Here is a 22,484-nt window from a genome sequence, read left to right on the forward strand (position 1 = left end):
CACACAACCCGTACGGACGACCGCAAGATGAAACCCACCTCACACCACATCGAACGACTTGTCGCCATGCGCCGCCAGCGCGCCGGGACCGATTGGTTTCGTGCGGCGGCGCTGCTGCCGATGGGCGCGATCTTCGCGTTGACGCCGTTGGCGGCGAGCGCCCAAACGGCCAAACCTGTCCAGCAGGCCCCGGCCACGGTGGCCGCGCCGGTCGCGACCCAGGTGAAGCCTGGACAGGTGCTGACCCTGCCGGGCGGTGGCCGGGTGTGGGCGACGGAAGATCCGGCCAACCTCACGCCGCAGATGAACGTGTCGTCCACCTCCATCGCCGGCATCCGCGACGACAGGCTGAGCGAGGCCCTGAGCTTCAACTACAGCAGCAACTACGCCGGCTTCATTCAGCGCATGGAGTTGCTGGTGTTCAGCGGGCGCGACACCGATCTGGTCAAACCCCTGGTCACCCTGCCTTTGTCCGTGAGCGGCGAGGGGATTGCGCAATGGGACGGCCAGTTGCCCGCGGGCCATGGCCTGCGCGCCGGTGACACGCTGGTCTATTTGGTGCGGGCCTACGGCACGGGCGGTCAGCTGGACGAAACACAGACGCGTTCCGTGCGCCTGTACACCGAGCAGGAATGGCGCCTGGCCAAGGAACAGTTGCTCAGCGAGAGCAACCAGCTGGCCGACGGCTTCACCCTTGACCAGCGCCTGGCGCGACAGGCGCAGCTGGTCAACGGTCTCGTGAAGCAGAACATTCCCCTGTCGGGCTCGATCGTGCGCATCTTCGGGCAGGACATCCCGGACGACGCCCAGGTCCAGATCAACGGCAAGACGGCGTCGCTGGACAACAACCGCCGTTTCGTGTCCGAGGTCCTGCTCCCCGTCGGTTCGCACAGCCTGAAGATCGACGTCAGTGGCCTGAAAGCCGCGCCGGACTTTTCCCGCCAGCTGGACGTGAACATCAGCGGCGAGTACTTCTTCATGGTCGGCATGGCGGATTTCTACCTGTCCAAATCCAAGGTGTCGGGCAACATCGAACCCGCCTCGGCAGAGGATGGCTTCGATCAGGAGCTGCTCAAGGAGGGGCGCCTGGCCTTCTACCTCAAAGGCAAGATCCAGGGCAAATACCTCATCACCGCCCAGGCCGACACCGAAGACCAGGAACTGAACAACCTGTTCAAGAACTTCTTCAAGGCCACGCCCCAGGACATCTTCCGTCGCCTTGATCCGGACCAGTACTACTCGGTGTACGGCGACGACGCCACCGGCTACCGCGACGTGGACAGCGCCGGCAAGCTCTACGTGCGGCTCGACTGGGACAAGAACCAGGCGATCTGGGGCAACTTCAACACCGGCATCGATGGCGGCGAGTTCAACCAGTACCAACGCACGCTCTATGGCGGGGCGCTCAAATGGCGCAGCAACGGCACCACCCGGTTCGACGATCCGAAGGCGCAGGCCACCGTGTTTGCGTCGGAAGCCCAGTCGGCCAAGGGCTACAGCGATCTGCTGGGCACCGGGGGCAGCCTGTATTACCTCAAGCACACCGACGTGCTGCGGGGCTCCGAGCAATTGCACGTCGAGGTCCGTGACAGGGTGACCGGGCAGGTGGTCCGGCGCGGGCGCCTGGTCTTCGGCACCGACTACGAGATCGACTACATCCAGGGCCGCATCATCCTGAGCCGCCCGCTGGGCCGCAGCGATCTGGACAGCGGGTTCGGCATCACGCGCCTGAGCGCCGAGGGCGACCACGAGAACCACCTGCTCGTGGACTACGAGTACGTCCCCGAGGGCTTGGAGAACCTCGTGGTCGGCGGGCGTGGCCAGGTCTGGGCGGGCGACCATGTGGCGGTCGGCGGCACCGTGGTGTCGGAAGACCGCGCGGGCGACGACTACAAGCTGCAGGGGGTGGATGTCACGCTGCGTGCAGGGCGGGGCACCTACCTCAAGGCGGAACTGGCCCAGAGCGAATCGACCCAGTCGGACGTGCACTACTCCGACAACGGCGGCCTCACCTACACCCAGCGGGCGGTGGCCCTGGAGACCGAGGACCGATCGGGGCGGGCGCTGGGCGTCGAGGCGAAGGTCAACCTCTATGAACTCGGGCTGACGAAAGGCAACGTGAGCGCCGGGGCCTGGTACAAGGACCGGGAGGCCGGTTATTCCACCGCCCGGGCCGAATCGGCCGGGTTGCACAGCCGCGAGGCGGGTGTCGAGCTGGTGGGGCAGGTGGCTGCCGACCTGGACGTGGGGGCGCGGCTGAGCCGGCGCGAGACCGATGCCCAGGCGAGCATCGAGCAAGCCCAGCTGGTGGGCAACTGGCGCCTGGACGACGTGCAAAGCGTGGGCCTGGAGCTGCGCCGGATCCGCTCGGCCGAACCGGGCGGGGACTTCACCGAGAGGGACGAGGCGGTGCGCAACGCGGGGCAGGGCATCGGTACCGCCACCTACATGGGGCTTCGCTACAAGCGCAAGTTCGGTGGCCAGACCGAAGGTTATGCCTTTGTGCAGAGCACCCTGCAAAGCGACGAGACGCTGAAAAACGATCGCTACGGACTCGGGGCCACCCGGTACTTCGGCGAGCGTTCGTCGGCGACCGCCGAGGTGTCGACCGGCACGCGCGGCGTGGCCGGCAAGCTCGAAGGCAGCTACTACGTCACACCCGACTACAACCTGTACACCCGCTACGCCTACGCGACGCAACCGGGCGATCTCTTTGGCAGCGATCCGTTCGAAGACGGGCTCGGTCGCAGCCTGTCGCTGGGTCAGCGCTGGAACGCGGGCGGCGGCCTGAGCCTGTTCCAGGAGGCGCAGCTGAGCGACCGGGCGGGGACCAGCGGGCGCGGCCAGAACCTGGGCATGGACTACAACATCGCGCGGCACTGGCAGCTCGGCCTGCGCTACGCGCAGAGCCGGATCGAGGACGCCGAGGGCGGTGAAACCCTGCGTCGCTCGGGCACCGTGCTGGCCAGCTACAACGACAGCCGGACCAGCTTCACCCCACGGTTCGAATACCGCCGGGACCGGGGCGCCCAGGCCCGCAACCAGTACCTGCTGAGCGTGGGCCTGACCCGCAAATTCAGCGAAGACTGGCGCACGGCGTTGCGGCTGAGGACCTCCCTGACCCGCGACCTGCAGGACCGCAACGACGACGCCCGCTTCACCGAAGCCAGCGTGGGGCTGGCGTACCGCCCCGCCGACAGCGGCCGCTGGGCCTGGTTGTCGAAGTACACCTACCTGTACGACCTGGGCACGGTGGCGCAGATTTCGCCCACCTCCGGCGTGGCCAACAACTCGGTGGACCAGCGGGCGCACATCGCCGCCTCCGAGGTGCTGTACCGGATCAACCCGGTGTGGGAAGTGGGGGGCAAATACGCCTACCGCAACGGCGAACTGCGCGAGGGGCGCAACACCGGCGCCTGGTATGAAAACACGCGCCACTTCGTCGCCGGGCAGGTCCGCTACCGCGTGCTGCAGAGCTGGGACGTGCTGGTCGAACACCGCTGGCTGCAGACCGTGCAGGACAAGAACCAGCGGTCCGGCTGGCTGGCCGGCGTGGACAAGCAGATCACGCCCCATTTCCGCCTCGGGGTGGGCTACAACTTCACCGACTTCAGCGACGATCTGCGCCACTCGGACTACCGGTACAAGGGCTGGTACCTCAACGCGGTGGGCGTGTACTGAACGGCCGCGTGTCTTCTCGCCGGACCCCCTGAGGGTCATCACCTGGCCGGAGAACGCCCTGTTCTCGATGGCCCGCCGTGGTGTCGTCAGTCCCATGGCCCCGGTGTCCCCGCCCCGATCCTGACGGTGGCGTGACCGGGGCCACCAGCGCCCCTCCTGCGGGTGGCCGGGGTGGCACCGAAGCCACCCGTTTCAGGCGTTCTTGAGCGGGCGGGCACCCGGATTCTCCGGGCAGGTCTTTCCCCGTCCTCATCGCCTTTGCTGCACCACAGCAACAAAAAAACCCTGGCGATGCGAATAAATCACGCCGACTTTGTTGCAAATCATTGCAAAATGTATCAATCAGCGTCAGTTTGTGACAAACGACAAGGGTCGAAGGTAAGAAATTGGACCTCGCTGCACCCCACCCAATCATTCAGGAGATTGCATGAAGCACGGTTTAGCGGCGGCCCGAGTGGCTGCAAGTTCGGGCAGGCGCGGCACGCAGGGCGGCTTCACCCTGGTGGAGTTGTCGGTGGTGCTGGCCGTCATCGGTCTGATCATCGGCGCGATGGCCATCGGCAAAGATGTCCAGCGCAACGCCGAGTACACCAAGGTCAAGAACAAGTTCATCGACCAGTGGGAGCAGTCCTACAACCAGTACTACCAGCGCACGGGCGTGGTGGTGGGCGACAGCCAGACCGCACCTCGCCTCATGGTCAACGGCCTGAACTACACGGTGGGGGCGGGTGTGCCGATTTCCGGCGGGAACATGACCGCCGTGGCGGCTGGGGACGTTCCCCGTGTGTGCGACAAGGCGGACGGGGGTGGCATGACCGCGCGCGGCACAGCGGTGACCACCCTGCGCACCCAGATGACCCAGACGGGTGTGCGCCTGCCGCCCGGTCGTGCCGAGGGGTTTGAAGACCGGTATGTCTACCTCGACAGCAACGGCAACCCGCAGGAGGTGCAGGTCTGCTTCCAGTGGAACCCGCCCACCAGCCCCGACGGCTCCGGCAACGTGATGGTCATCTCCGGCCTCACGCCCGACCTGGCCCGCATGCTGGACCAGATCACCGACGGCAAGCCCGACGCGCAGGAAGGCCGCTTCCGCCTGCAAGGCATCGCCAACGGCACCGCGAACGCACCGGGCGTGCAGTGGAACCGCACCAACGACGATTCCATCGCCAGCGGCGCCACTGGCGACAACCGGCGGTTTGACGAAGACCAGGTCGCGACCGTGGTCGCCATCTACAAGATGAACCAATAAGTCCACCCCTCCACCGGACCACACACCATGAAGCATTCAATGCACAACCGCCGTGCCGCCCAGTCGGGCTTCACCCTGATCGAGCTGACCCTGGTGCTGGCCGTGATCGGCCTGATCATCGGCGCCATCGCCATCGGCAAAGACGTTCAGCGCAACGCCGAATACACCAAGGTCTCCAACAAGTTCCTGGAGCAGTGGAAGATGGCCTACGACCAGTACTACCAGCGCACGGGCACGGTGGTCGGCGACTGCCAGCAGGCACCGACCTACATGGTCAACGGCGCAGAAACCGGGATTGGCGGGGCCGGCTCCTGCCAGCGTGGGGGTGCCCAGGCTGTTGCCGGCATTCCCGAGAACTTCACCAACACCGGCCTGAAGGTCTGCGAAGGCCAGGGCTACGCGGCCGGTCAGACCGGTGTGGACGACGTGGGCCTGGCGACCCAGGGCCTGCGCACGCTGATGACCCGCCACGGTGTGCGCCTGCCGCCAGGCCGTGGTGAAGCGCACGAAGACCGCTACGTGTACCAGGACACCAACGGCAACTCCACCGAGGTTCAGGTGTGCTTCCAGTGGAACCGTGCGGGCACCGCCAGTGGCGCCGGCAACGTGATGGTGGTGCGGGGCCTCACGCCCGACCTGGCCCGCTACATCGACCAGATCATCGACGGCAAACCCGACTCGCGCGAAGGCCGCTTCCGCATCCAGGGTCGCGATGCCCACACCCAGTCTGCCGAAGCCAACGCGCCAGGCACCTCCTGGGAAGCCAACAACACGGTGGCCAGCAACATCGGCGGCAACGCCCAGTCCGGCACCGACGCCACCGCCATCGGTGCCGACAACCCCGGTGGCGCCACCACCACCGGTCGCGAGTACGACGAAGACCGCGTGACCCTGCTCACCGCCCACTGGGCGATGGACCAGTAAATGGCCTTGCCCCGTCACGTGCGCCTGGGCATTCTGGGCATCGCCACCGCCGCGCTGGCCGTTGCGGCCTGGGCAGCGCTGGACAGCGTTTCCCGGTTGAGCAGCGCCCGCCAGCAGACGGTGCAAGCCCGCACCGAGCTGGGCCAGCTGCGCGCCCTGCTGCCGGCCATCGAACAGCGCGAAGCTTTCATCCGGGAGGCCGACGTGATTCGCACCCGGATCGAAAAGGACGGGCTCGATCCGGAGCGCTGGACCCATCGCCGGGTGCAGCGAACCGCGGCCGTGGTGTCCCGGCAGGACGCAGAAAAGACCTTGGGCCAGCTGGTGGGCGTGAACGCGCGGCAGTGGTTCGCGCCCGAGACCTTTGCCGTGTCGGTGGTCAGTCCCGAGGCGGGGCTGTTCACACCGGCGCTCCCGGACGACCGGGGCTTCAGCCTCGAGATGACCGGCATGGTCCATTTCCCGATCAGTGCACCATGAACCCAGACCAGATCATCCTCGCGTCCCCTCAAGGCTGGTTCCAGCTCAAAGAGGGCAGCTGCCTGCCGATTCAGCCCTGGTCGGGGCTGGACGGCTCGGCCCTGGTGGTGGTGGATTTCGAACAGTCCCAGTCCGGTGTCCAGGCCTGCAAGGGCAAGGCCGAGTACGCGGCGTCGCTGATCGAGAAGGCCGTTCGCACCGAAGGCCTGGTCGAAGGCCCGCTGCAGGTCTTCATTCACCGGCAGATCCGCCACACCGACAGCACGCTCGCCCTGTACACGGCCGTGCCGCTGGACGCCTGGCAGCAGCTGCAGACCTGGGCGGAGGGTCAGCGGGACCACTGCCTGATCGTGCCCCTGGCCAGCCTGCTGCCGGCCATGGCGACCGAAGGGCGGGTGCATGTGCTTCGCTCGGGCACCCAGCTGCATGCCTACAGCGAGTCCGAGGGCAAGATGCATTACGCGGGCGCCACCGCGCTGGGCACCGATGTGGCCGACATGCAGGCGCCTTTGCGCGCGCTGATGGCCCAGCTCCGGGCCAGCGCCGGCGGTGAGGCGGGCCAAGGCGTGTTGTGGTCGTCGACGCTCACCGACGAACTGGCCGCCGAGCAGGCCCTGGCGAGCCGGCTGGCCGAGCTGTCGTCGCAAGAGGTCAGGCTGGTGCCCCACGTCACCCTGCGGGGCGAAAGCACCGACCGCAAATCGTCGGCGCTCCCCCACCTGATCGGGGCCGCAGGGCAGAAGGCGGTGCAGGCCTCGGGCCTGGCCAAGCTGGCCTGGATGAGCGAGTCGTACGTGTTGCCACTGGCCGCGATGATCGCCGTGGTGGCGGTGGGGCTGGGGGGCTTTGCCGTCTTTTCCCACCAGCTCGCGCAGCAGGAAACGCAGGTCGCGGCCTCGATGCAAGGCGAAATGGCGGGCTTGCGCCAGCGGGCGTCGCTCGTGAGCCAGGCCGCACCCGCACCGGAGCTGGAGCCCTCCTTGGCCCTGACCCGCCAGCTGGGTCATGCCGCCATCTACGACCCCATCCAGATGCTTCACACGATCCGCCGCGCGGCGGGCGCCGCCGTGCGTGTCCAGAACGTGCAGCTGGTCAAGGCCGACGCCACGCACAAGGCCCGCTTCCGGGTCGACGGTGTGGTGATCGACGGACGCAACGAGGAGTTGAGCCGCTTTTTGTCCGAGCTGAAGCTCGAAGGCTGGCAGGCCGAACCCGCCAACCCCGGCGACGGTTCGGTGGGGGCGTTCGCGTACCACCTCAAGCCCGTGGGCCACAAGAGTCTCTGACCCTCGACAGGCCTCACCGGCGTCTGGCCGAGGCCGCAACAGGCTCGACAGACGCCGGGCTGGCTCCGGGCACCAACCAACAGAACGCATGAAATACGCAGCCTTGACCCTCAGCACACTGTCACTCGCCATCCTGGCCTGGGGGACGGTGACCACGGCCCTCAAGATGGGACCCGGCGGCCGTCCCCTGCCCGCGAACGAGGTGTCGATCCGGCCACTGTCGGATCAGCAGCTGAAGGACCAGGCCGAGGCGCGGGAAGCGCTGGACGCCATGCGCGAGGTCGCCATGAGCCGCATGAAGGACTTCCCGGACGCCGGTGAAGCGCAGGGGCTCATGGGCAGCTCGGTGCGCCGGCTCCAGCCCCGGTTCGACAGCATCTTTGCGTCAACGCCTCCCGTGGTCGAGAAGGTGGCGTTCGGCGGCGCGGCGCGCCTGCCCCGCGCCATGTCCGCGATGCCGGTGTCGCTGCCCGTGCCCCGCGTCAGCCTCGTGCTCCAGACCGGCAGCGAAGGCCGCGCCATGGTGGACGGCCGGCTGGTCCGCGTCGGCGACCCCGTGGCCGAGGGCATGGTGGTGAAGTCCATTTCCATGGAGTCCGTGGTGTTTGCCTCCCGCGGCGAGGAGCTTGTGGTGGCCGTGCCCCTGGAGCGCCTGCGGGTGCTGGGCGCGTTCCCGGCCTCACGGGCGAAAGGCAACTGATGAACAAGGGTGTTCTCTGGGGGGGTGGACTGGGGTTGCTGTTGCTCGCCTTCCTGGGGGGCTTCTGGCTGGCCGGGTCCCCCGCGGGATCGCCCACGGAGCCGACCCCCGCGCCGAGCGTGTCGCCGGTGGCGCCGCCACCGTCCGGTGCGGCCGGCGTTGCTGGCCCGGTCAGCCCGTCCATGTCCGGGCCCCCGCCTGGCATCGACGGGACGGCGCCGGCCACGCAGGCCGCGCCCGCGGCCGGCCAGGCTCCCTGGGCCGCCCCGAGCGCCGCGGCAGGCCCCGCCACCGCCCGCCCGACCAGGAGCCGCGAGGAGCGGCGCAAGGTCCGGGAACAGGTGCGCGCGCTGTCGGTCGAGCTGCAGGCCAAGGGCGCCAACGTCACCATGCAGGACGTGCGCACCTACCTCGACAAGGTGGAGCGCCTGGGGGGCGGCGATTTCGATGCGCGTTACTTCAGCACCATGCGCCAGATCGTGGACCAGACCGCGCGTGCACAGGCGCTCAACCAGGAGCTGACCAGGCTCTCCCAGCGCAATGCCCCCGCGGACGTGGCCCGCAAGCAGGCGATCCTGGCCGAACTGCGCGACGTCAGCGGCAAGGTCAGCAGCGGCGCGGCCGCGCTGCAGTCCTACTCGAACGAAGTCGCTGCCGGCGGCAAGCCGCGCTGAGCGGACCGGACTGTTGCATGGCCGCCCGCCGTCCTCCCTCCACACAAAGAGGCTTCACCTTCCTGGAGCTGGCCCTGGCGCTGCTCGTGGTCGGGCTGGTCTCGTGGTCGGCCTTTTCGGCCTATGACGTGTTCCAGGACGCGCAGGACCGGCGTGCCGCGCAGGACAACGCGCGCCATCTGCAGGGCCAGCTGCGCGCCTTTGCGCTGCGCCACGGGCGCCTGCCGTGTCCGGACACCAGCGCCGCCGGCACCGGGTACGAAAACCTGGCGGCGGGCGCGTGCGCGGCCGGCAGCCAGGTCGGCTGGTTCCCCTACGTCAGCGCCGGCCTGGCCGTGCCCACCGACGAACACCGCGCCCGTTACGCCGTGTACCGGCTGGCCAACGCCACGGCGTCCCTCGACGCCGATCTCGCGGTGGCCCGGGAGCGCAACGGCGACGCGCCGGGCCAGCGCCACCACCAGGACGTGGGCGACCTGATCGTGGCCCTCAACACCGCCGCCGGCCACGCGCCGGTGAGCACACGCTCCTATGTCACCGGCGACGGCGGCATGGCCGGCGCCATCGACTGTGCCGCCAACCTGTCGCAGCTCGCCGCTTACTGGCTGGTCATTCCCCTGCAGGACCGCGACGGCGATGCCGACCGGCTGGACGCCCCCAACACCCTGGCCGGTCCGTGCGCGGGCGGTCCGTCTGCGCCCGTCAGCGCCGCGAACGACGACGTCGTGCTCGCAGAGTCCCCCGCGCTGCTGGCCGGCTGGCTCCGGCAGAACCTGCCCTGACCCCACCCCTTCGCCCACCGATCCCTTCCCACTTCAGACAACCGTCATGCACACCTCCAATACCAAGAAGACCAAGCCCGGACTGGGAACGACCGCTGCGATCCTGTCCTCGGTGCTGCTCGGCGCGTGCGTGTCGCCGCCGCAACAGAGCGCCAAGCACCTGTCGGACGCCGACGCCACGCCGCTGGCGCGCATGCAGGAGGTGGCCCTGGCCGAGTCGATGAAGCTGATGGCCAAGCAGGACGAGCTGCTGCGCGACCTGCGCAAGAAGGCCGAGGCCAAGCCCGTGCAGCCCGCCGCACCGGTCTACGATCCGCTGGAGGGCAAGACCATCAGCGTGGCCATCGCCAACGGCAGCATCAGCCAGATCCTCACGGCCTTCGCCGACGCCGCGAAGGTCAATCTGATCGTGGAACCCTCGGTCGTGCAGCAGGGCGCACAGACCGACATGTACCTCAAGGACGTGTCGCTGCGCGAGGCCTTCAACGAGGTGCTGCGCAGCTACGACGTCGCTGGCGAAGTCCGCAACCAGACGCTGCGCGTCCGTCTGCACGAAGAGAAATTCATGTCGCTGGGCTTCCTCAACGTGAGCAGCCAGATGGCCCTGAACTCCGGTGGCAACGTGTTCGGCGCCAACTCCACCGCAGGGAGCTCGGCCATCTCCGGCAGCCTCTCAATGAGCGCCAGCGCCGGCAACAAGACCGACCCCTACACCGAGATCGAGAACAACCTGCGCACCATCCTGGGCGACTCGAAGCTCACCACGGACGACGACCGCACGCCCGCCACCGCCGCCCAGCAGGCACCCACCATGGTGCGTCAGCCCAACCAGGGCCAGGGCTTCACCCTCAACCGCACCACCGGCACCCTGTACGTCAAGGCCCGTCCGTCGCAGATGCGCTCGGTGGAAGACCTGATCAAGCGCACCCAGAACTCGCTGACCAAACAGGTGTACATCGAGGCGCAGCTGATCGATGTGACGCTGAACGACGGCTACCAGTTCGGCATCGACTGGACCCAGCTGCGCAGCCGCCTGGCCCTGAACTTCGGCATCGACTCGCTGGCCCTGGGCGGCGGCGCGGCCAGCCTGCCCGGTGCCTCGCGCGCCTACCCGGCCAGCTCCCTGACCATTCCATCGCGCGTGGTCGGTTCCACCTCGGGCAGCGCGTCCGGGGGCATTGCCTACCAGGACCAGAACGGTTCGTCCGTGATCAACGCGCTGCGCTCGTTCGGCAACCTGCGCGTGCTGTCCAACCCCAACATCCAGGTGCGCAACGGCACCCCCGCCATGCTGTCGGTGGGCACCAGCCAGCGTTATGTGTCGCGCTCCAGCTCGGCCCAGAACAACATCGGTGGCGGCTCCAGCACGGTCACGTCCGACGTGCAGACCGACGCCGTGTTTTCCGGCGTGATGGTGGGCGTGCTGCCCATGATGCGTGACGACGGCACCATCGAGCTGCTGATCAACCCGGTGCAGAGCGATGTCGATCCCAAGACCCTGGAACTGGTCAGCGTGAACGAAACCAACCGGGTCAGCCTCCCCCACGTGGCCTACAAAGGCCTGACCACCACGCTCAACGTCAACGACGGCGACGTGGTGGTGGTGGGTGGCCTGATCGACCAGTCGAGCAGCGGCGCCAACAGCGGTGTGCCCTTCCTGTCCGACGTGCCGTTCTTCGGCAAGCTGGTGACACAGGAAGGCGACAGCCACCGGACCCGCGAACTGATCGTGGTGCTGCGCGTTCGCGTGTTATGAGCCTGATTTACCAAGCGCTTCAGCAAACCGCCGGGCCGGCCACGTCGCGCCCCTCGCCGGAGAAGCCGCCGTTGTCGTCGCCGCCAGCCGCCCCGACAGCCGCGGGTGGCCGGGGTCGCCACATGGCCCTGCTCGGGGCGGCCATGGCCGGCGCCGGTGTGCTGGGCGGTTTTTTCATCAGCCAGTGGGGCGGTGCCCAGGCGCGCCCCGTCCCGGCCCCGGCGCCCGTCGGCGCGGCGGTCTTGCTGGCGAAACCGTCCGCCGTGGACAGCATCTACGCGGCCGAGCAGGCCACGCCCGGACAGGCCAGCCTGCCCCGCATGGAGGCGCCGCTGCCGACCGCGTCGCCCAGCCTGACGCTGACCTATGCGCTGCCGGTCGCCGTGCAGGCCCCGGCACCCGCCAAGGCGGCGACGCCCACAGCGCCTGCGGCGGCGGTGTCGGCCGATGCCGTGCCGGCTCCGACGGCGGTGCCATCGACCGGCACCGCCCCGACCCCGGCCTTGAAAGACACCCCGGCGACGGCGGGTCCCTCCAGCGCGCCGGTCACCCCCGCCTCGTCGGCCGCGCCCGATGACCTGTCGGAGCGTTTCGAGGGCATGAACCAGGCGCTGGACAACAAGGACGACGCCACCGCGCGGCGGCACCTGCAGGCCATCCAGGCCCAGTTGCCGGCCACCTCGGTCGCGCGCCTGCGCGCCGAGGCCTGGTTTGCCTACCAATCGGGCGACCTGAGCTCGGCCCAGCGCACCTACCGCCGCCTGCTGGACCGCCTGCCCGCCGATGAACAGTCCGCGTTGACGCTCGCTGCGATCGAGAGAAAAAGCGCACGACCCGACCAGGCCCGCGACATCCTGTCCCGGTCCCTGCGCCACAACCCGGGCTCCGTGCCGCTGCGCAGCGCCATGGACCAGCTCGCGGCCAGTGAGGCCCCCAAATGAGCACCCGCAACAGCCACCTGGCCACGCTGGGGCTCGTGCGCAACCCCTTCCCCTACACACCGGACGCGGGCAGCTACTTCCTGACCGCGCACCTGGAGGAGCAGTTCGTCGAGCTCGCCCACTGCATCGAATCGCGCAAGGGCTTCTGCCTGCTCACGGCCGAGGTCGGCATGGGCAAGAGCACGCTGGTGCGCCGCCTGATGGCCGAGCTGCAGGGCAAAAACGTGGTCTCTGCGCTGGTGTTCAACACCTTTCTGCAGGGGCAGGAGCTGCTCGCGGCGATCCTCCAGGACTTCGGGCTGGAGAGCGCCGGCACGATGTCGGCCGATATCTCCACGCTCAACCAGTTCCTGCTCGACCACCACCGCAGCGGCAAGACCTGCCTGCTCATCATTGACGATGCGCAGAACCTCTCGGCCAGTTCGCTGGAGCTGATCCGCCTGCTGTGCAACCTGGAGACCGATCAGGAAAAGCTGCTGCAGATCCTGCTCGCCGGACAGCCCGAGCTGGAGGAGATGCTGTCGCAGCACAGCCTGCGCCAGCTGCGCAGCCGGGTGGCCAAACACTCGCGCCTGCATGGCCTGAACAGCACCGAGATCGCGGACTACGTGAAGTTCCGTTTCGACTCGGCGGGCAACGACGGCACGCTGGTGCTGCAGGCCGACGCCTGCCAGTTGCTCTGGAAAGAAACCCAGGGCGTGCCGCGCCAGATCCACGTGATCCTCGACCGCTGCCTCTATGGCCTGGCGGCCAAGAACGGCAACGTCATCGACCTGCCGCTGATGCGCCAGGCGATCGAAGACAGCCGGGTCGATCTCGGGCCCACGACGGGCGCCGCCGCCCCGGTGGCTGCGTCCGTGACCACAGCGCCTCGCGGTGTGCCCATGGCCTGGATCGGATCGGGCCTGGCCCTGGCCGGCGTGGTCGCGGCGGTGGTGCTGTTCAACGGACGGTCGGTCACGCCGGTGGCTTCGGCCGCGGTGCCCGCTGTCGCCCTGGCGGGCCCGTCGGTCGCGGCCGCTCTGCCGGCCCAGACGTTGCCGGTGCCCGCCACCGAACCCGTCGCCGCCTCACCCGCAGCAAAGGCCGCTGTGGCCACGCTGGTCGCCGCAGACCGCGCGGCCGGCGCGGGCTGCACACCCAAGGTCGCCTGGCCCAGCGGGCGCCAGGCGGTCAGCCAGCCCCTGAGCGAACTCACCCAGCGCCTGCTGGGCGAGCGGCTGGCGCGGCTGGACGATGCCTGCACCGAGCTGCGGCAGGGCCAGACCTGGCTGACCTGGGGCGCGGTGCCTGCCGGTTACGCCATGGACCAGCGCCTGGCCACGGCACAGATACAGATCGCCCTCAGCCACTACGGCAGCCTGCTCCCGCAGGCGGTGGACGGCGTGTGGGGGGCCAAGAGTCAACGGGCCTTGCAGCAGTTTCAGACCGGCGTGGGCCTGGAGCCCACCGGCCACGTGGATGCCCTGAGCGGATTGATATTGGAGAGGTTTTATGTTCAAGAACGGTGAGGGCGGAGACAGCCCCCAGGGCGTGGTGCATCGCCGCCTCGGCGACATGCTCGTGGCCAGCGGGCTGGTCAGCCGGGTGGCGATCGACTACGCACTGCAGAAACAGGTGGTGGAGGGGCAGAAGCTCGGGCGCATGCTGGTCGAGCTGGGCTTCCTCAGTGCGAAAGACCTGGCGCGCCACCTGGCCATCCACCGCGGGCTCGAATTCAGGGAGGTGCCACCGGTGAATCCGGAGGTGACCGCGGCCTTCAACCGCAACCTCTGCGTCACTCACAACTTCCTGCCGGTCGGCCGCGAGGGCGACAAGATCCGCGTGCTGCTGGGCGACGCCGAGCCCGAGACCGTGGCCGCGCTGGTGCAGCGCCGGGTGGGGCAGGACGTGCTGTTCTGGCAGGGTGACTTCTTTGCGGTCACCGACGCGATCCACCAGCACTTCTATTTCAAGGAAAACCCGACCGAGAAGCTGATCGAGTCCGAGGTCCGCCGCCTGAGCGACGACCGCGACCACGCCTACAGCCCGGAACGCCTGATGGAGCTGATCCTGCACACGGCGGTGCGCGAGCGCGCCACCGACGTGCACATCGCCCCCACGGCCCACAGCCGCACGGTGCTCATGCGCATCGACGGCGTGTTGCGCCCCATGTTCGCCATGCCGGCGTCGATGGACCGCCTGGTGGCCTTCATCAAGCTCAAGGCCGACATGGACGCCAGCGAGCAGCGGCTGCCGCAGGACGGCAGCTTCGCCGTGAGCCTGATGGACGCGCTCTACACCATCCGGGTGTCGACCCTGATTTCGGAGTTCGGCGAACGCATGGCCCTGCGCCTGCTGCCCGAGCGCAGCGACCTCGACCGCCTCCAGGACCTGGGTTTCCTGGAGGAAGACGTGGCCGAGATGGAGCGCTCGTTTGCGCGCCCGCACGGCCTGATCCTGATCACCGGCCCCACCGGCTCGGGCAAGAGCACCACGCTGCACGCCGCCCTGCGGGTGCAGCCGCTGGTGGAGCGCAACGTGCTGACGGTGGAAGACCCGGTGGAGCACCGCGTGCCCGTGGCCTGCCAGACCGAGGTGAACCGCCGCGCCGGCTACGACTTCGCCAGCGCCATGCGCCACTTCCTGCGCCACGACCCGGACATCATCCTGGTCGGCGAGGTGCGCGACGCCGAAACCGCGCGGGCCGCGCTCGACGCCGCGTCCACCGGTCACCTGGTGCTGTCCACGCTGCACGTGGGGGGCATCTTTGGTGTGGTGCCGCGCCTGCGCCTGCTCGGGGTGGACGCCGAGACCGTGGCGGAGAACCTGGTCGCGGTCATCAACCAGCGCCTGGTGCGCCGCGTCTGCCCGCACTGCCGCACCGGCCGCCCGGCCACCGACGAAGAACGCGCCTGGCTGGGTGTGGAGGACACGCCCACGCTGTTCCATGGCGTGGGTTGCCCGAGCTGCCGTGGCTCCGGCTACCGGGGCCGGCTGCCGGTCTACGAGGTGCTCACCGTGCACCGCGAGCTGGCCGACGCCATCATGGCCGAGGCGCCCCGCGCAAAACTGCGCGAGCTGGCCGAGGCGGGCGGGCTCAAACCCATGTCGCGCCTGGCCCGCCACCGCGTGCTCGCGGGCGAGACCACGCTCGAAGAGATCCGCCGCGCCATTGGCTGGGACTGATCCATGAGCACCGGCTTGCGCACCTATTTCTACCGCGTGCTGCTGCCGCACGGGAAGGTCGAGACCGGCTTCCTGCGGCTGCTGGTCGAGCGCGACCACTCGGTGCGCCTGCGCCTGGAGCAGCGCACCGACGGCACGGTCCTGCACCTGCTGCGTCTGCCGGAGTGGCTCAACGCGCTCAACGAGTTCCGCCTGCGCATGTTCCGCAAGCAGATCCGGACGCAGGACCTCGCGGGTTTTCTGCGCGACATGGGCATCATGCTGGACGCGGGCGTGCCCATGATGGACGCGCTCAAGACCCTGATCGAAGACGACTCCGGTTCGAGCGGCGTGTCCGACATCGCGACCCGGGTGCACCTCGACCTGTCGTCGGGCATGCGCATGCCCCAGTCGTTCGACCGCCACCCCGACGTGTTTCCCGAGACCGTGCGCAACCTGTCCGAGATCGGCGACCAGTCGGGCGAGCTGTCCCGGATGCTGCTGGAATCGGCGTCGCACGTCGAGCGCCTGATCGACATCCGGCGCGACATCCGCACGGCCCTGATCTACCCGATGTTCGTGTTCGCCACGGTGCTGGGCGTGGGCTTCTTCTGGCTCTATTACGTGGTGCCCAACCTGGCCGCGCTGTTCAAGCAGCTGCAGGCCAAGCTGCCGCCGCTCACCCAGTGGCTGATCGCGGTGTCCGACGTGCTGGTGCAGTACCTGTTGCTGTTCCTGCTCGCCGTGGTGCTGGTGATTGGGTTGCTGGTCTGGGCCTACCGGTACTTTCCGACATTCCGCCGGGGCATCCACGAGCTGGTGCACCAGCTGCCCATCGCGCGCACGCTGGCCACCTCGTCGGGCATGGCCTTCATCAGCGAGCACCTGGCCCTGCTGGTGCGGGCGGGCCTGGACTTCATGACCAGCCTGGACGTGCTGGCGCGCGCCACCACCGACCACTACTACCGCGAGCGCCTGCTCAAGGTGCGCGACGGCGTGGCGCGGGGCGAGGGCGTGGGCGCGTCGATGCGGCGCGTCGGCGGCTTCCCGGCCATGGCGGTGCGCATGATCGCCGTGGGCGAGGAGTCGGGTTCGCTGGACAAGCAGCTCGACCGCCTGGCGCAGGAGTACCGCAAGCGGCTCGACGTGGTGGTGCAGACGCTGAGCGAGATCATCAAGCCCGCGCTGATCCTGCTGGCCGGCGGCCTGTTCATCTTCATGATCGTGGCCCTGCTGCTGCCGATCTACGACCTGGTGCGCCAGTCGGTGAACCAGTCGCTGGGAGGGGGCGGATGATGTCCCTGCACGTCGCGCACGGTCAGAACGGAGGCAGTCTCTCGCGCCAGCGGCAGCAGCGTGGTCTGGGCCTGCTGGAGGTGCTGCTGTTCGTGTTCGTGCTCTCGGGCATGGTGCTGGCCGGCTACCTGGGCTGGCGCGAGCGCACCGCCGTGCAGACCGCGCGCACCGAAAAAGCGACCCTGTCGCAGGCGGACCAGGCGGTGATCACCTTCGCCACCGTCATGCGCCGCCTGCCGTGCCCCGACACCGACCGCGACGGCGCGGAAGACTGCGGCGCCAACGCGCAAAAGGGCTGGCTGCCGTCGACCACGCTGCGCCTGGCCGGCGCCGACCCGGGCGTGGCCATCGGGCAGCTGAGTTACCTCGTGCAGCGCGGCACCACCGAGATCGACCTGGCCACGCTGAGCGACAGCTGGCGGCCGCTGGCCTACGACGACGCGGTGCCGACCTTCGCCGCCATGCGCGACACCACCGCCAGCGGGGGCACCTACCAGGCCGACATCCTGACGCTGACCGACCTCTGCCAGCGCCTGGGCGAAGGCACCGGTGCCACGTTTTCCACCGCCCTGGCGCACGTGACCTCGTCGCCGGTGCGGCCCGTGGCCTACGCGCTGGTGCACCCGGGCCTGGCCGACGAAGATGGCGACCTCTCGCTGTTCGACGGCGTGAACCCCGATGCCGTCAACGCCTTCGACGACCCCAACCGCTCACCGCTGCTGGGCGGCTACGACGACCTGGTGCTGGAGCGCTCGTTCAGCAGCCTGCAGGCGGCCTTCAGCTGCCAGCCGCTGGCGCAGTCCATCGACTCGCTGGCGCTCGGTCTGGACGTGGTCGACCAGGTCGATCAGATGCGTCTGGACAACATCGACGCCGCCGAACGCGCCGTGATCTTTGCGGCCCTGGGCGCGGCGATCACGGCGGTGGAACTCAGCGCGTCCATCATCGAGGCGGCCTCGGACGGGGGCAACGCCGCCGCCGACGCGGCCTTGTGCGGTGCCTCGCTGGGCCTGGCGGTGAACGCCTGCGCCGCCATCGGGCCGCACGTGGCCGGGGCGGTGCTGGCCGGCGTCACCAGCGCTTTGAGCATCGCCTCGATTGCCGCGAACGTGACGGCGGCGGTGCTGGCGGGCAATGCACTGGTGCTGGCCGACAGCGGCCAGTCACCGTCGTCCGTGCCTTGTCCCGTGGTCGATGTGAGCAGGCCGCTGGCCGACGCACTGGCCGAACGGGACGCCGCCGTGGCCAACCGGGCACAGCTCCAGACCGATCTCGTGGACGCGCAGGCCCGGCTCACGACCGCCAACACGGCAAGGACCAACGCGATCAACAGCCTGTATGCAGCGATCCGCAACGGCACGGGCAGTGCACAGATCGACGACCGCGTGCCGCCCCTGATCGCCGCGGCGGGCGACTATGTGGCCCGGCAGAGGGCCTACGACGAGGCCGCAGCCGATGTGAACAACTACCAGACCCTGGTGACCAACTGGTCTGCGACGGTGACCGACTACGACGCCATGCTGGCGACCCGCACCACCCGCATCCCGGTCCTGCAGGCCGAAATTGCCGCGCTCAACATGCAGATCGCTGCAACGACCGACCCGGTGGCCCGCGACGCCCTGATCGCCACCCGAACCGAAAAAGCCGGCGAGCTGTTGCTGCTTCAAGACCTCACGACCTTGAACAACGAACGAAACAACGCCATCACCGAGCGGGACACCGCCAGCGCCAACCTGGCCGCTGCCCAGACCGCGCTGGCGCTGGCCGGGCCGGCGCTCACGGCGGCGCGCAACCAGTACCAGACCACCTACAACAACATCGTCAACGTGACCCAGTATTCCTTTGGTCCCCTGAACGCCTTCGTGGCCTGCAATCCCGCGCTGGTCAACCCCTGCCCCAACGGCTCGGTGAACACCGCGCCGGCCGTGCAGGCCGCCATGACCGCCTTGCTGGGCGCCTCGGGCGACACCGGTTCGGTGCAGCCGCAGACCACCAGCCGGTTTGTCAGCCCCTACACGATCCAGAGCGAGATCGATGGCATCCAGGCCGAGCTGAACAGCGCGGATGACCGTGTCACGCGCGCGCAGGATCAGTACGACGATCTGCTGGCACAGTCGCAGAACCCGCCGTCCTGCAACGTCACCGGATCGGGGGTCACGCCCTGGTCGCCGGCCGCCGCCGGGGGCATTCTGGTGAACACCGACATCAAGGGAGGCACCCGATGAGCCGCCGCCTGCGCCGCCAGGGCGGCTTTTCAATGGTGGAACTGAGCGTGGTGCTGGTGATCTTCGGCATCATCGGGCTCATGCTCTGGCGCTGGGTCGCCGACACCCGGCAGCCCGTGAACGTGCAGGACATCCGGCGCCAGGTGGGCGAGACGCAGTCGGCCATCGAAGGCTTCGTGCTCTCGCGCAACCGCCTGCCCTGCGCCGCGTCCGACACCGGCGGCGTGGAAAACTGCGGCGATGCCACGGCGGTCTTCATGCCCTGGCGCACCCTGGGGCTCAGCAGCGAGCTGGGCACCCTGCACTACGGGGTCAACCGGGGTGGCGGTTTCAACCTCGCGGCGGTTCCCGCGGCGCGCGACATCAACCTCAGCTTCAGCGGCGTGCCGGTGATGGCGGTGGACGATGCCGCAGCGCCCGCCGCCGTGCTGGCCGCGGGCCGGGTGACCGCCGAGCTCGCGGCGGCTCAGGCCCAGCGCTCCGTGGTCAACGGGCTGGACCTGTGCGCGGTGTTGCGCGACCACGCCAACAACCCCGGGGCCGCCGGCACGCTGCGGGCCGGCAACATCGCCGCCGAACTGCCCGTGGCCTACACGGTGGTGCACCCCGGGCTCAACGGGCAGTACGAGGGCAACAACGTGGTGGGCGCGGGGGGCAGCTGGCGCTACGACCTGCCGGGCCGTGTGCAGGACGCCACCTACGACGACATCGGGGTGGCGGTCGGTCCGGCCGACCTCTCCGCGCGCCTCGGTTGCGTGGCGCGGCTGAGCGCGGCCCAGGCGGCGGTGCAGGTGGCCTTTGCCCAGTACGACACGACCCGGGTGATGCAGGAATACTGGTCGCTGCGGGCGTTCGACATCACGACCGCCGAAGACGGCGTCTCGGGCGCCGAGACGGGCATCACCATGGCCGCCGTGGGCCTGGCCATCGCCACCACCAGCACCCTGGTGGGGCTGGCCTCGGCCGCCAACACCGAGGGCCTGACCGTCTACGCGGTGGTCATCGCCGCCGTCAACATGGCGGTGGCGATCACCGAAACCGTGCTCGCGGCGCAGGACCTGGTGGACGCGCAGGAGGCCCTGGTGGAGGCCCGCGCCAAGCTCGTGGCCACCAGCGACTACGCGGCCACGGTGTTCAACACGCTGGCCGACGCGCTGGCCCGCGGGGTCGAGCTGGACAGGAAAGGACTCAACCCATGAGGCAACACGCCATCAGGCAACACGCGAGGGGTTACACGCTGGTCGAGGTGTCGGTGGTCTTGCTGGCCCTGGGCCTGGTGCTCTGGGGCGCGGTGGTGTTCTGGCAGCAGTCGGCGGGGCAGCGCAGCTCGGCCCTTCAGCTGGACGTGCAGCAGCAGGCCAAGCAGTCGGTGACAGGGTTCCTGCACGCCCGGCACCGCCTGCCGTGCCCGGCGGCCGACGCGAACGGCGTCGAGTCGTGCACCTCGGGCACGGGCGGGCTGCGCCAGGTGGGCTTCCTGCCCTGGCAGACCCTGGGCCTGCCCCGGCCCGAGGCCGGGCGTTTGCGCTACGGCGTGTACCGGGAACCCTCGGCCACCGCCGCCGAAGACCGTGACCTGGCGGTGAGCCGCGACCGCATGAACCCGCTGCGCGTGCGCACGCCGAGCCCGCGCCCGCAGAACGGCAGCGCGCCCAACGGCAACGCGCCGCCAGTGCCGGTGGCCGCCGCCGGCCAGCTCGGGGCCACCGAATCGGGCGACCCGTTCAACCCGCTGAACAGCGCCTGCAACGCCGCCAACGCGCCGCCCTGTCCGCTGGGCGGTGAGGCGTCGGTCGGTCAGGTGGACGTGTGTCTGGCCCTCAACACCGCCTCGGACCCGATCAGTGCACCCACTGGCCGGCTGGGCGTCTCGGCGGGTGGCGTGCGCCGCCCGGCCGCGTTCGTGATCGCAGCGCCCGGCCTGCTCGACGCCGACGCCGACGGTGTGGCCTTCGACGGCGCCAACGCCACGGCGAGCGACACCTCGCCCACCTTCGAGTCGGCGAACACGCGCGGCACCAGCAGCTACGACGACAGCGTGATCGCCGCCAGCCACACCGAGCTGTTCGCGCTGCTGGCCTGCGAGACCGGCCTGTCGGCGGCCGAACACGCGCACTTCAACGCCGCGATCGGCGCCTTCGTGCTGGAGCGCGCGATGTACGACTACCGCGACCAGTTGCACGTGATGGTCAGGCTGGCCGAGGCCGATGTGGCCGCTGCGGCAGCGGGCTTGCTGGGAGCCGGTGCGGGCGTGTCTGACGCCGCTCAAGCCATGCTCGCCGCCACGGGCGACACCATTCTGAGCGTGGGCGCCCGTTCCTTCCAGATCGGTCTGGCGGCGGTGGGCATTGCCGCTGCCGCTGCCGGATTGGTGGCGGCCACCTTGGGGACGATCGATTCGGCCGCCTCGCTGGTGGACGCCATCGCCACCCACGACGAGTTCGCGGCGCGCACCACCGCCATCACCGACCTCGCCATTTCGATCAACCGCAACGCACTGATGGCCGACGCCATCGGTTTCTGACACCTGTCCTGTCCCGGGATGCGCACCATGAATCTCCGTACCTCGCCCAGACCACCGCGCTTGCCCCGTCGCCAGCGCGGCTTCACCATGGTCGAGCTGAGCGTCAGCATGCTGGTGATCGGCCTCCTGCTGGGCGCCGTCGCTGTGGGACGCGACCTGCAGCGCACGGCCGCCAACCAGCGCCTCTCCAGCGACTTCGTGCAGGGCTGGCAACTGGCCTACGAGGCCTACATCAACGGCGTCGGCCGCCCCCCCGGCGACAGCGCCACCAGCCCCACGGGGCAGGTCAATGGCGCCACCGCCGGCCGCGCGCTGCTGTGTGGCGATGCGCTGCAGAACGCGTTTCTGGCCGCCGGCGTGCGCCTGCCCGAGGGCCGCACCGCGGGCCAGGGCGACCGCTATGTGTACCTCGACAGCAACGGCAACCCGCAGGAGGTGCAGGTGTGTTTCCGGAACGTCGACTGGGCCGAGCCGGGCGCGACGGTGGGCGCCTATGTCACCCGTCCCCGCAACGTGATGGTGCTGACCGGGACCACGTATTCGCTGGTGTCCATGCTGGACCAGCAGGTCGACGGCCGCAGCGACGCCCGTTTCGGGCGCCTGCGTGAACCCGTGCAGGCCAACGCGGTGGCCGTCACCACCGGCCAGCTCTGGAGCATCGACGACACTGACCAGTACGGCACCACCAACGCCCGCACCTTCGACGAAGACCAGGTGGCCGTGACCACCGCCTACCTGCAGATGATGCGGTGAGCGCCGGGCCGCTCTGACGGCAGGCGTGTGCCCTGCGCGACAGTGGGTGGCGAGCCACGCTTGTGG

General features: G+C 69.2%; 17 protein-coding genes. All 17 read left to right on the forward strand.

The genetic code is table 11. The features are described 5' to 3' along the window. Nucleotides 1–27: 27 nt before the first annotated feature. The 17 genes from IM738_RS00395 to IM738_RS00475 all read left to right on the forward strand — a co-directional run bounded on the left by IM738_RS00395 (nt 28) and on the right by IM738_RS00475 (nt 22,418). The gene (locus IM738_RS00395) at nt 28–3,681 is read left to right on the forward strand and encodes a hypothetical protein (protein ID WP_236963932.1); all 3,654 of its coding nucleotides are present in this window, start codon (nt 28–30) and stop codon (nt 3,679–3,681) included. 427 nt (nt 3,682–4,108) lie between these two features. After that, complete coding sequence (locus IM738_RS00400) at nt 4,109–4,930, forward strand: type IV pilin protein (RefSeq protein WP_236963933.1); 822 nt, start codon at nt 4,109–4,111, stop codon at nt 4,928–4,930. Between the two features lie 27 nt (nt 4,931–4,957). Continuing rightward, a complete protein-coding gene (locus IM738_RS00405) occupies nt 4,958–5,854 on the forward strand; it encodes a pilus assembly FimT family protein (protein WP_236963934.1) in 897 nt (298 codons plus the stop codon). Then, entirely contained in the window at nt 5,855–6,334 is a 480-nt protein-coding gene (locus IM738_RS00410) for a hypothetical protein (RefSeq protein WP_236963935.1), read from the forward strand. Then, nucleotides 6,331–7,620 carry a hypothetical protein gene (locus IM738_RS00415; protein WP_236963936.1) on the forward strand — a complete coding sequence of 430 codons (1,290 nt, stop codon included), beginning with the start codon at nt 6,331–6,333 and terminating at the stop codon, nt 7,618–7,620. Before IM738_RS00410 ends, IM738_RS00415 begins: the two co-directional genes overlap by 4 nt. An 88-nt stretch (nt 7,621–7,708) precedes the next feature. After that, nucleotides 7,709–8,320 (forward strand): hypothetical protein, encoded by a 612-nt coding sequence (locus tag IM738_RS00420; protein WP_236963937.1) that lies wholly within the window; start codon nt 7,709–7,711, stop codon nt 8,318–8,320. Further along, nucleotides 8,320–8,994, forward strand: a complete 675-nt coding sequence (locus IM738_RS00425; RefSeq protein WP_236963938.1) for a hypothetical protein — start codon at nt 8,320–8,322, stop codon at nt 8,992–8,994. Before IM738_RS00420 ends, IM738_RS00425 begins: the two co-directional genes overlap by 1 nt. 17 nt (nt 8,995–9,011) lie before the next feature. Then, entirely contained in the window at nt 9,012–9,776 is a 765-nt protein-coding gene (locus tag IM738_RS00430; protein ID WP_236963939.1) for a prepilin-type N-terminal cleavage/methylation domain-containing protein, read from the forward strand. Nucleotides 9,777–9,822: 46 nt separating this feature from the next. After that, nucleotides 9,823–11,532, forward strand: a complete 1,710-nt coding sequence (gene mshL, locus IM738_RS00435; RefSeq protein WP_236963940.1) for a pilus (MSHA type) biogenesis protein MshL — start codon at nt 9,823–9,825, stop codon at nt 11,530–11,532. A gap of 122 nt (nt 11,533–11,654) precedes the next feature. Then, nucleotides 11,655–12,473: a tetratricopeptide repeat protein gene (locus tag IM738_RS00440; RefSeq protein ID WP_236963941.1), complete on the forward strand. Its 819-nt coding sequence runs from the start codon at nt 11,655–11,657 to the stop codon at nt 12,471–12,473. After that, on the forward strand, nt 12,470–13,984 hold the full coding sequence (locus tag IM738_RS00445) for an ExeA family protein (protein ID WP_236963942.1): 1,515 nt from the start codon (nt 12,470–12,472) through the stop codon (nt 13,982–13,984). Before IM738_RS00440 ends, IM738_RS00445 begins: the two co-directional genes overlap by 4 nt. Next, nucleotides 13,968–15,641 (forward strand): GspE/PulE family protein, encoded by a 1,674-nt coding sequence (locus tag IM738_RS00450; RefSeq protein ID WP_236963943.1) that lies wholly within the window; start codon nt 13,968–13,970, stop codon nt 15,639–15,641. The genes IM738_RS00445 and IM738_RS00450 overlap by 17 nt, the downstream gene beginning before the upstream one ends. Before the next feature lie 3 nt (nt 15,642–15,644). Further along, entirely contained in the window at nt 15,645–16,916 is a 1,272-nt protein-coding gene (locus tag IM738_RS00455; protein ID WP_236963944.1) for a type II secretion system F family protein, read from the forward strand. Next, a complete protein-coding gene (locus IM738_RS00460) occupies nt 16,916–19,141 on the forward strand; it encodes a type II secretion system protein (RefSeq protein ID WP_236963945.1) in 2,226 nt (741 codons plus the stop codon). Before IM738_RS00455 ends, IM738_RS00460 begins: the two co-directional genes overlap by 1 nt. Beyond that, complete coding sequence (locus tag IM738_RS00465) at nt 19,138–20,340, forward strand: type II secretion system protein (RefSeq protein ID WP_236963946.1); 1,203 nt, start codon at nt 19,138–19,140, stop codon at nt 20,338–20,340. Before IM738_RS00460 ends, IM738_RS00465 begins: the two co-directional genes overlap by 4 nt. Next, nucleotides 20,337–21,665, forward strand: coding sequence for a prepilin-type N-terminal cleavage/methylation domain-containing protein (locus tag IM738_RS00470; RefSeq protein ID WP_236963947.1), 1,329 nt, complete (start codon nt 20,337–20,339; stop codon nt 21,663–21,665). The genes IM738_RS00465 and IM738_RS00470 overlap by 4 nt, the downstream gene beginning before the upstream one ends. Nucleotides 21,666–21,692: 27 nt before the next feature. Next, on the forward strand, nt 21,693–22,418 hold the full coding sequence (locus IM738_RS00475; RefSeq protein WP_236963948.1) for a type II secretion system protein: 726 nt from the start codon (nt 21,693–21,695) through the stop codon (nt 22,416–22,418). The last annotated feature ends 66 nt before the right edge of the window (nt 22,419–22,484 follow it).

This window comes from Hydrogenophaga sp. SL48 (assembly GCF_021729865.1).
GTDB lineage: Bacteria > Pseudomonadota > Gammaproteobacteria > Burkholderiales > Burkholderiaceae_C > Hydrogenophaga.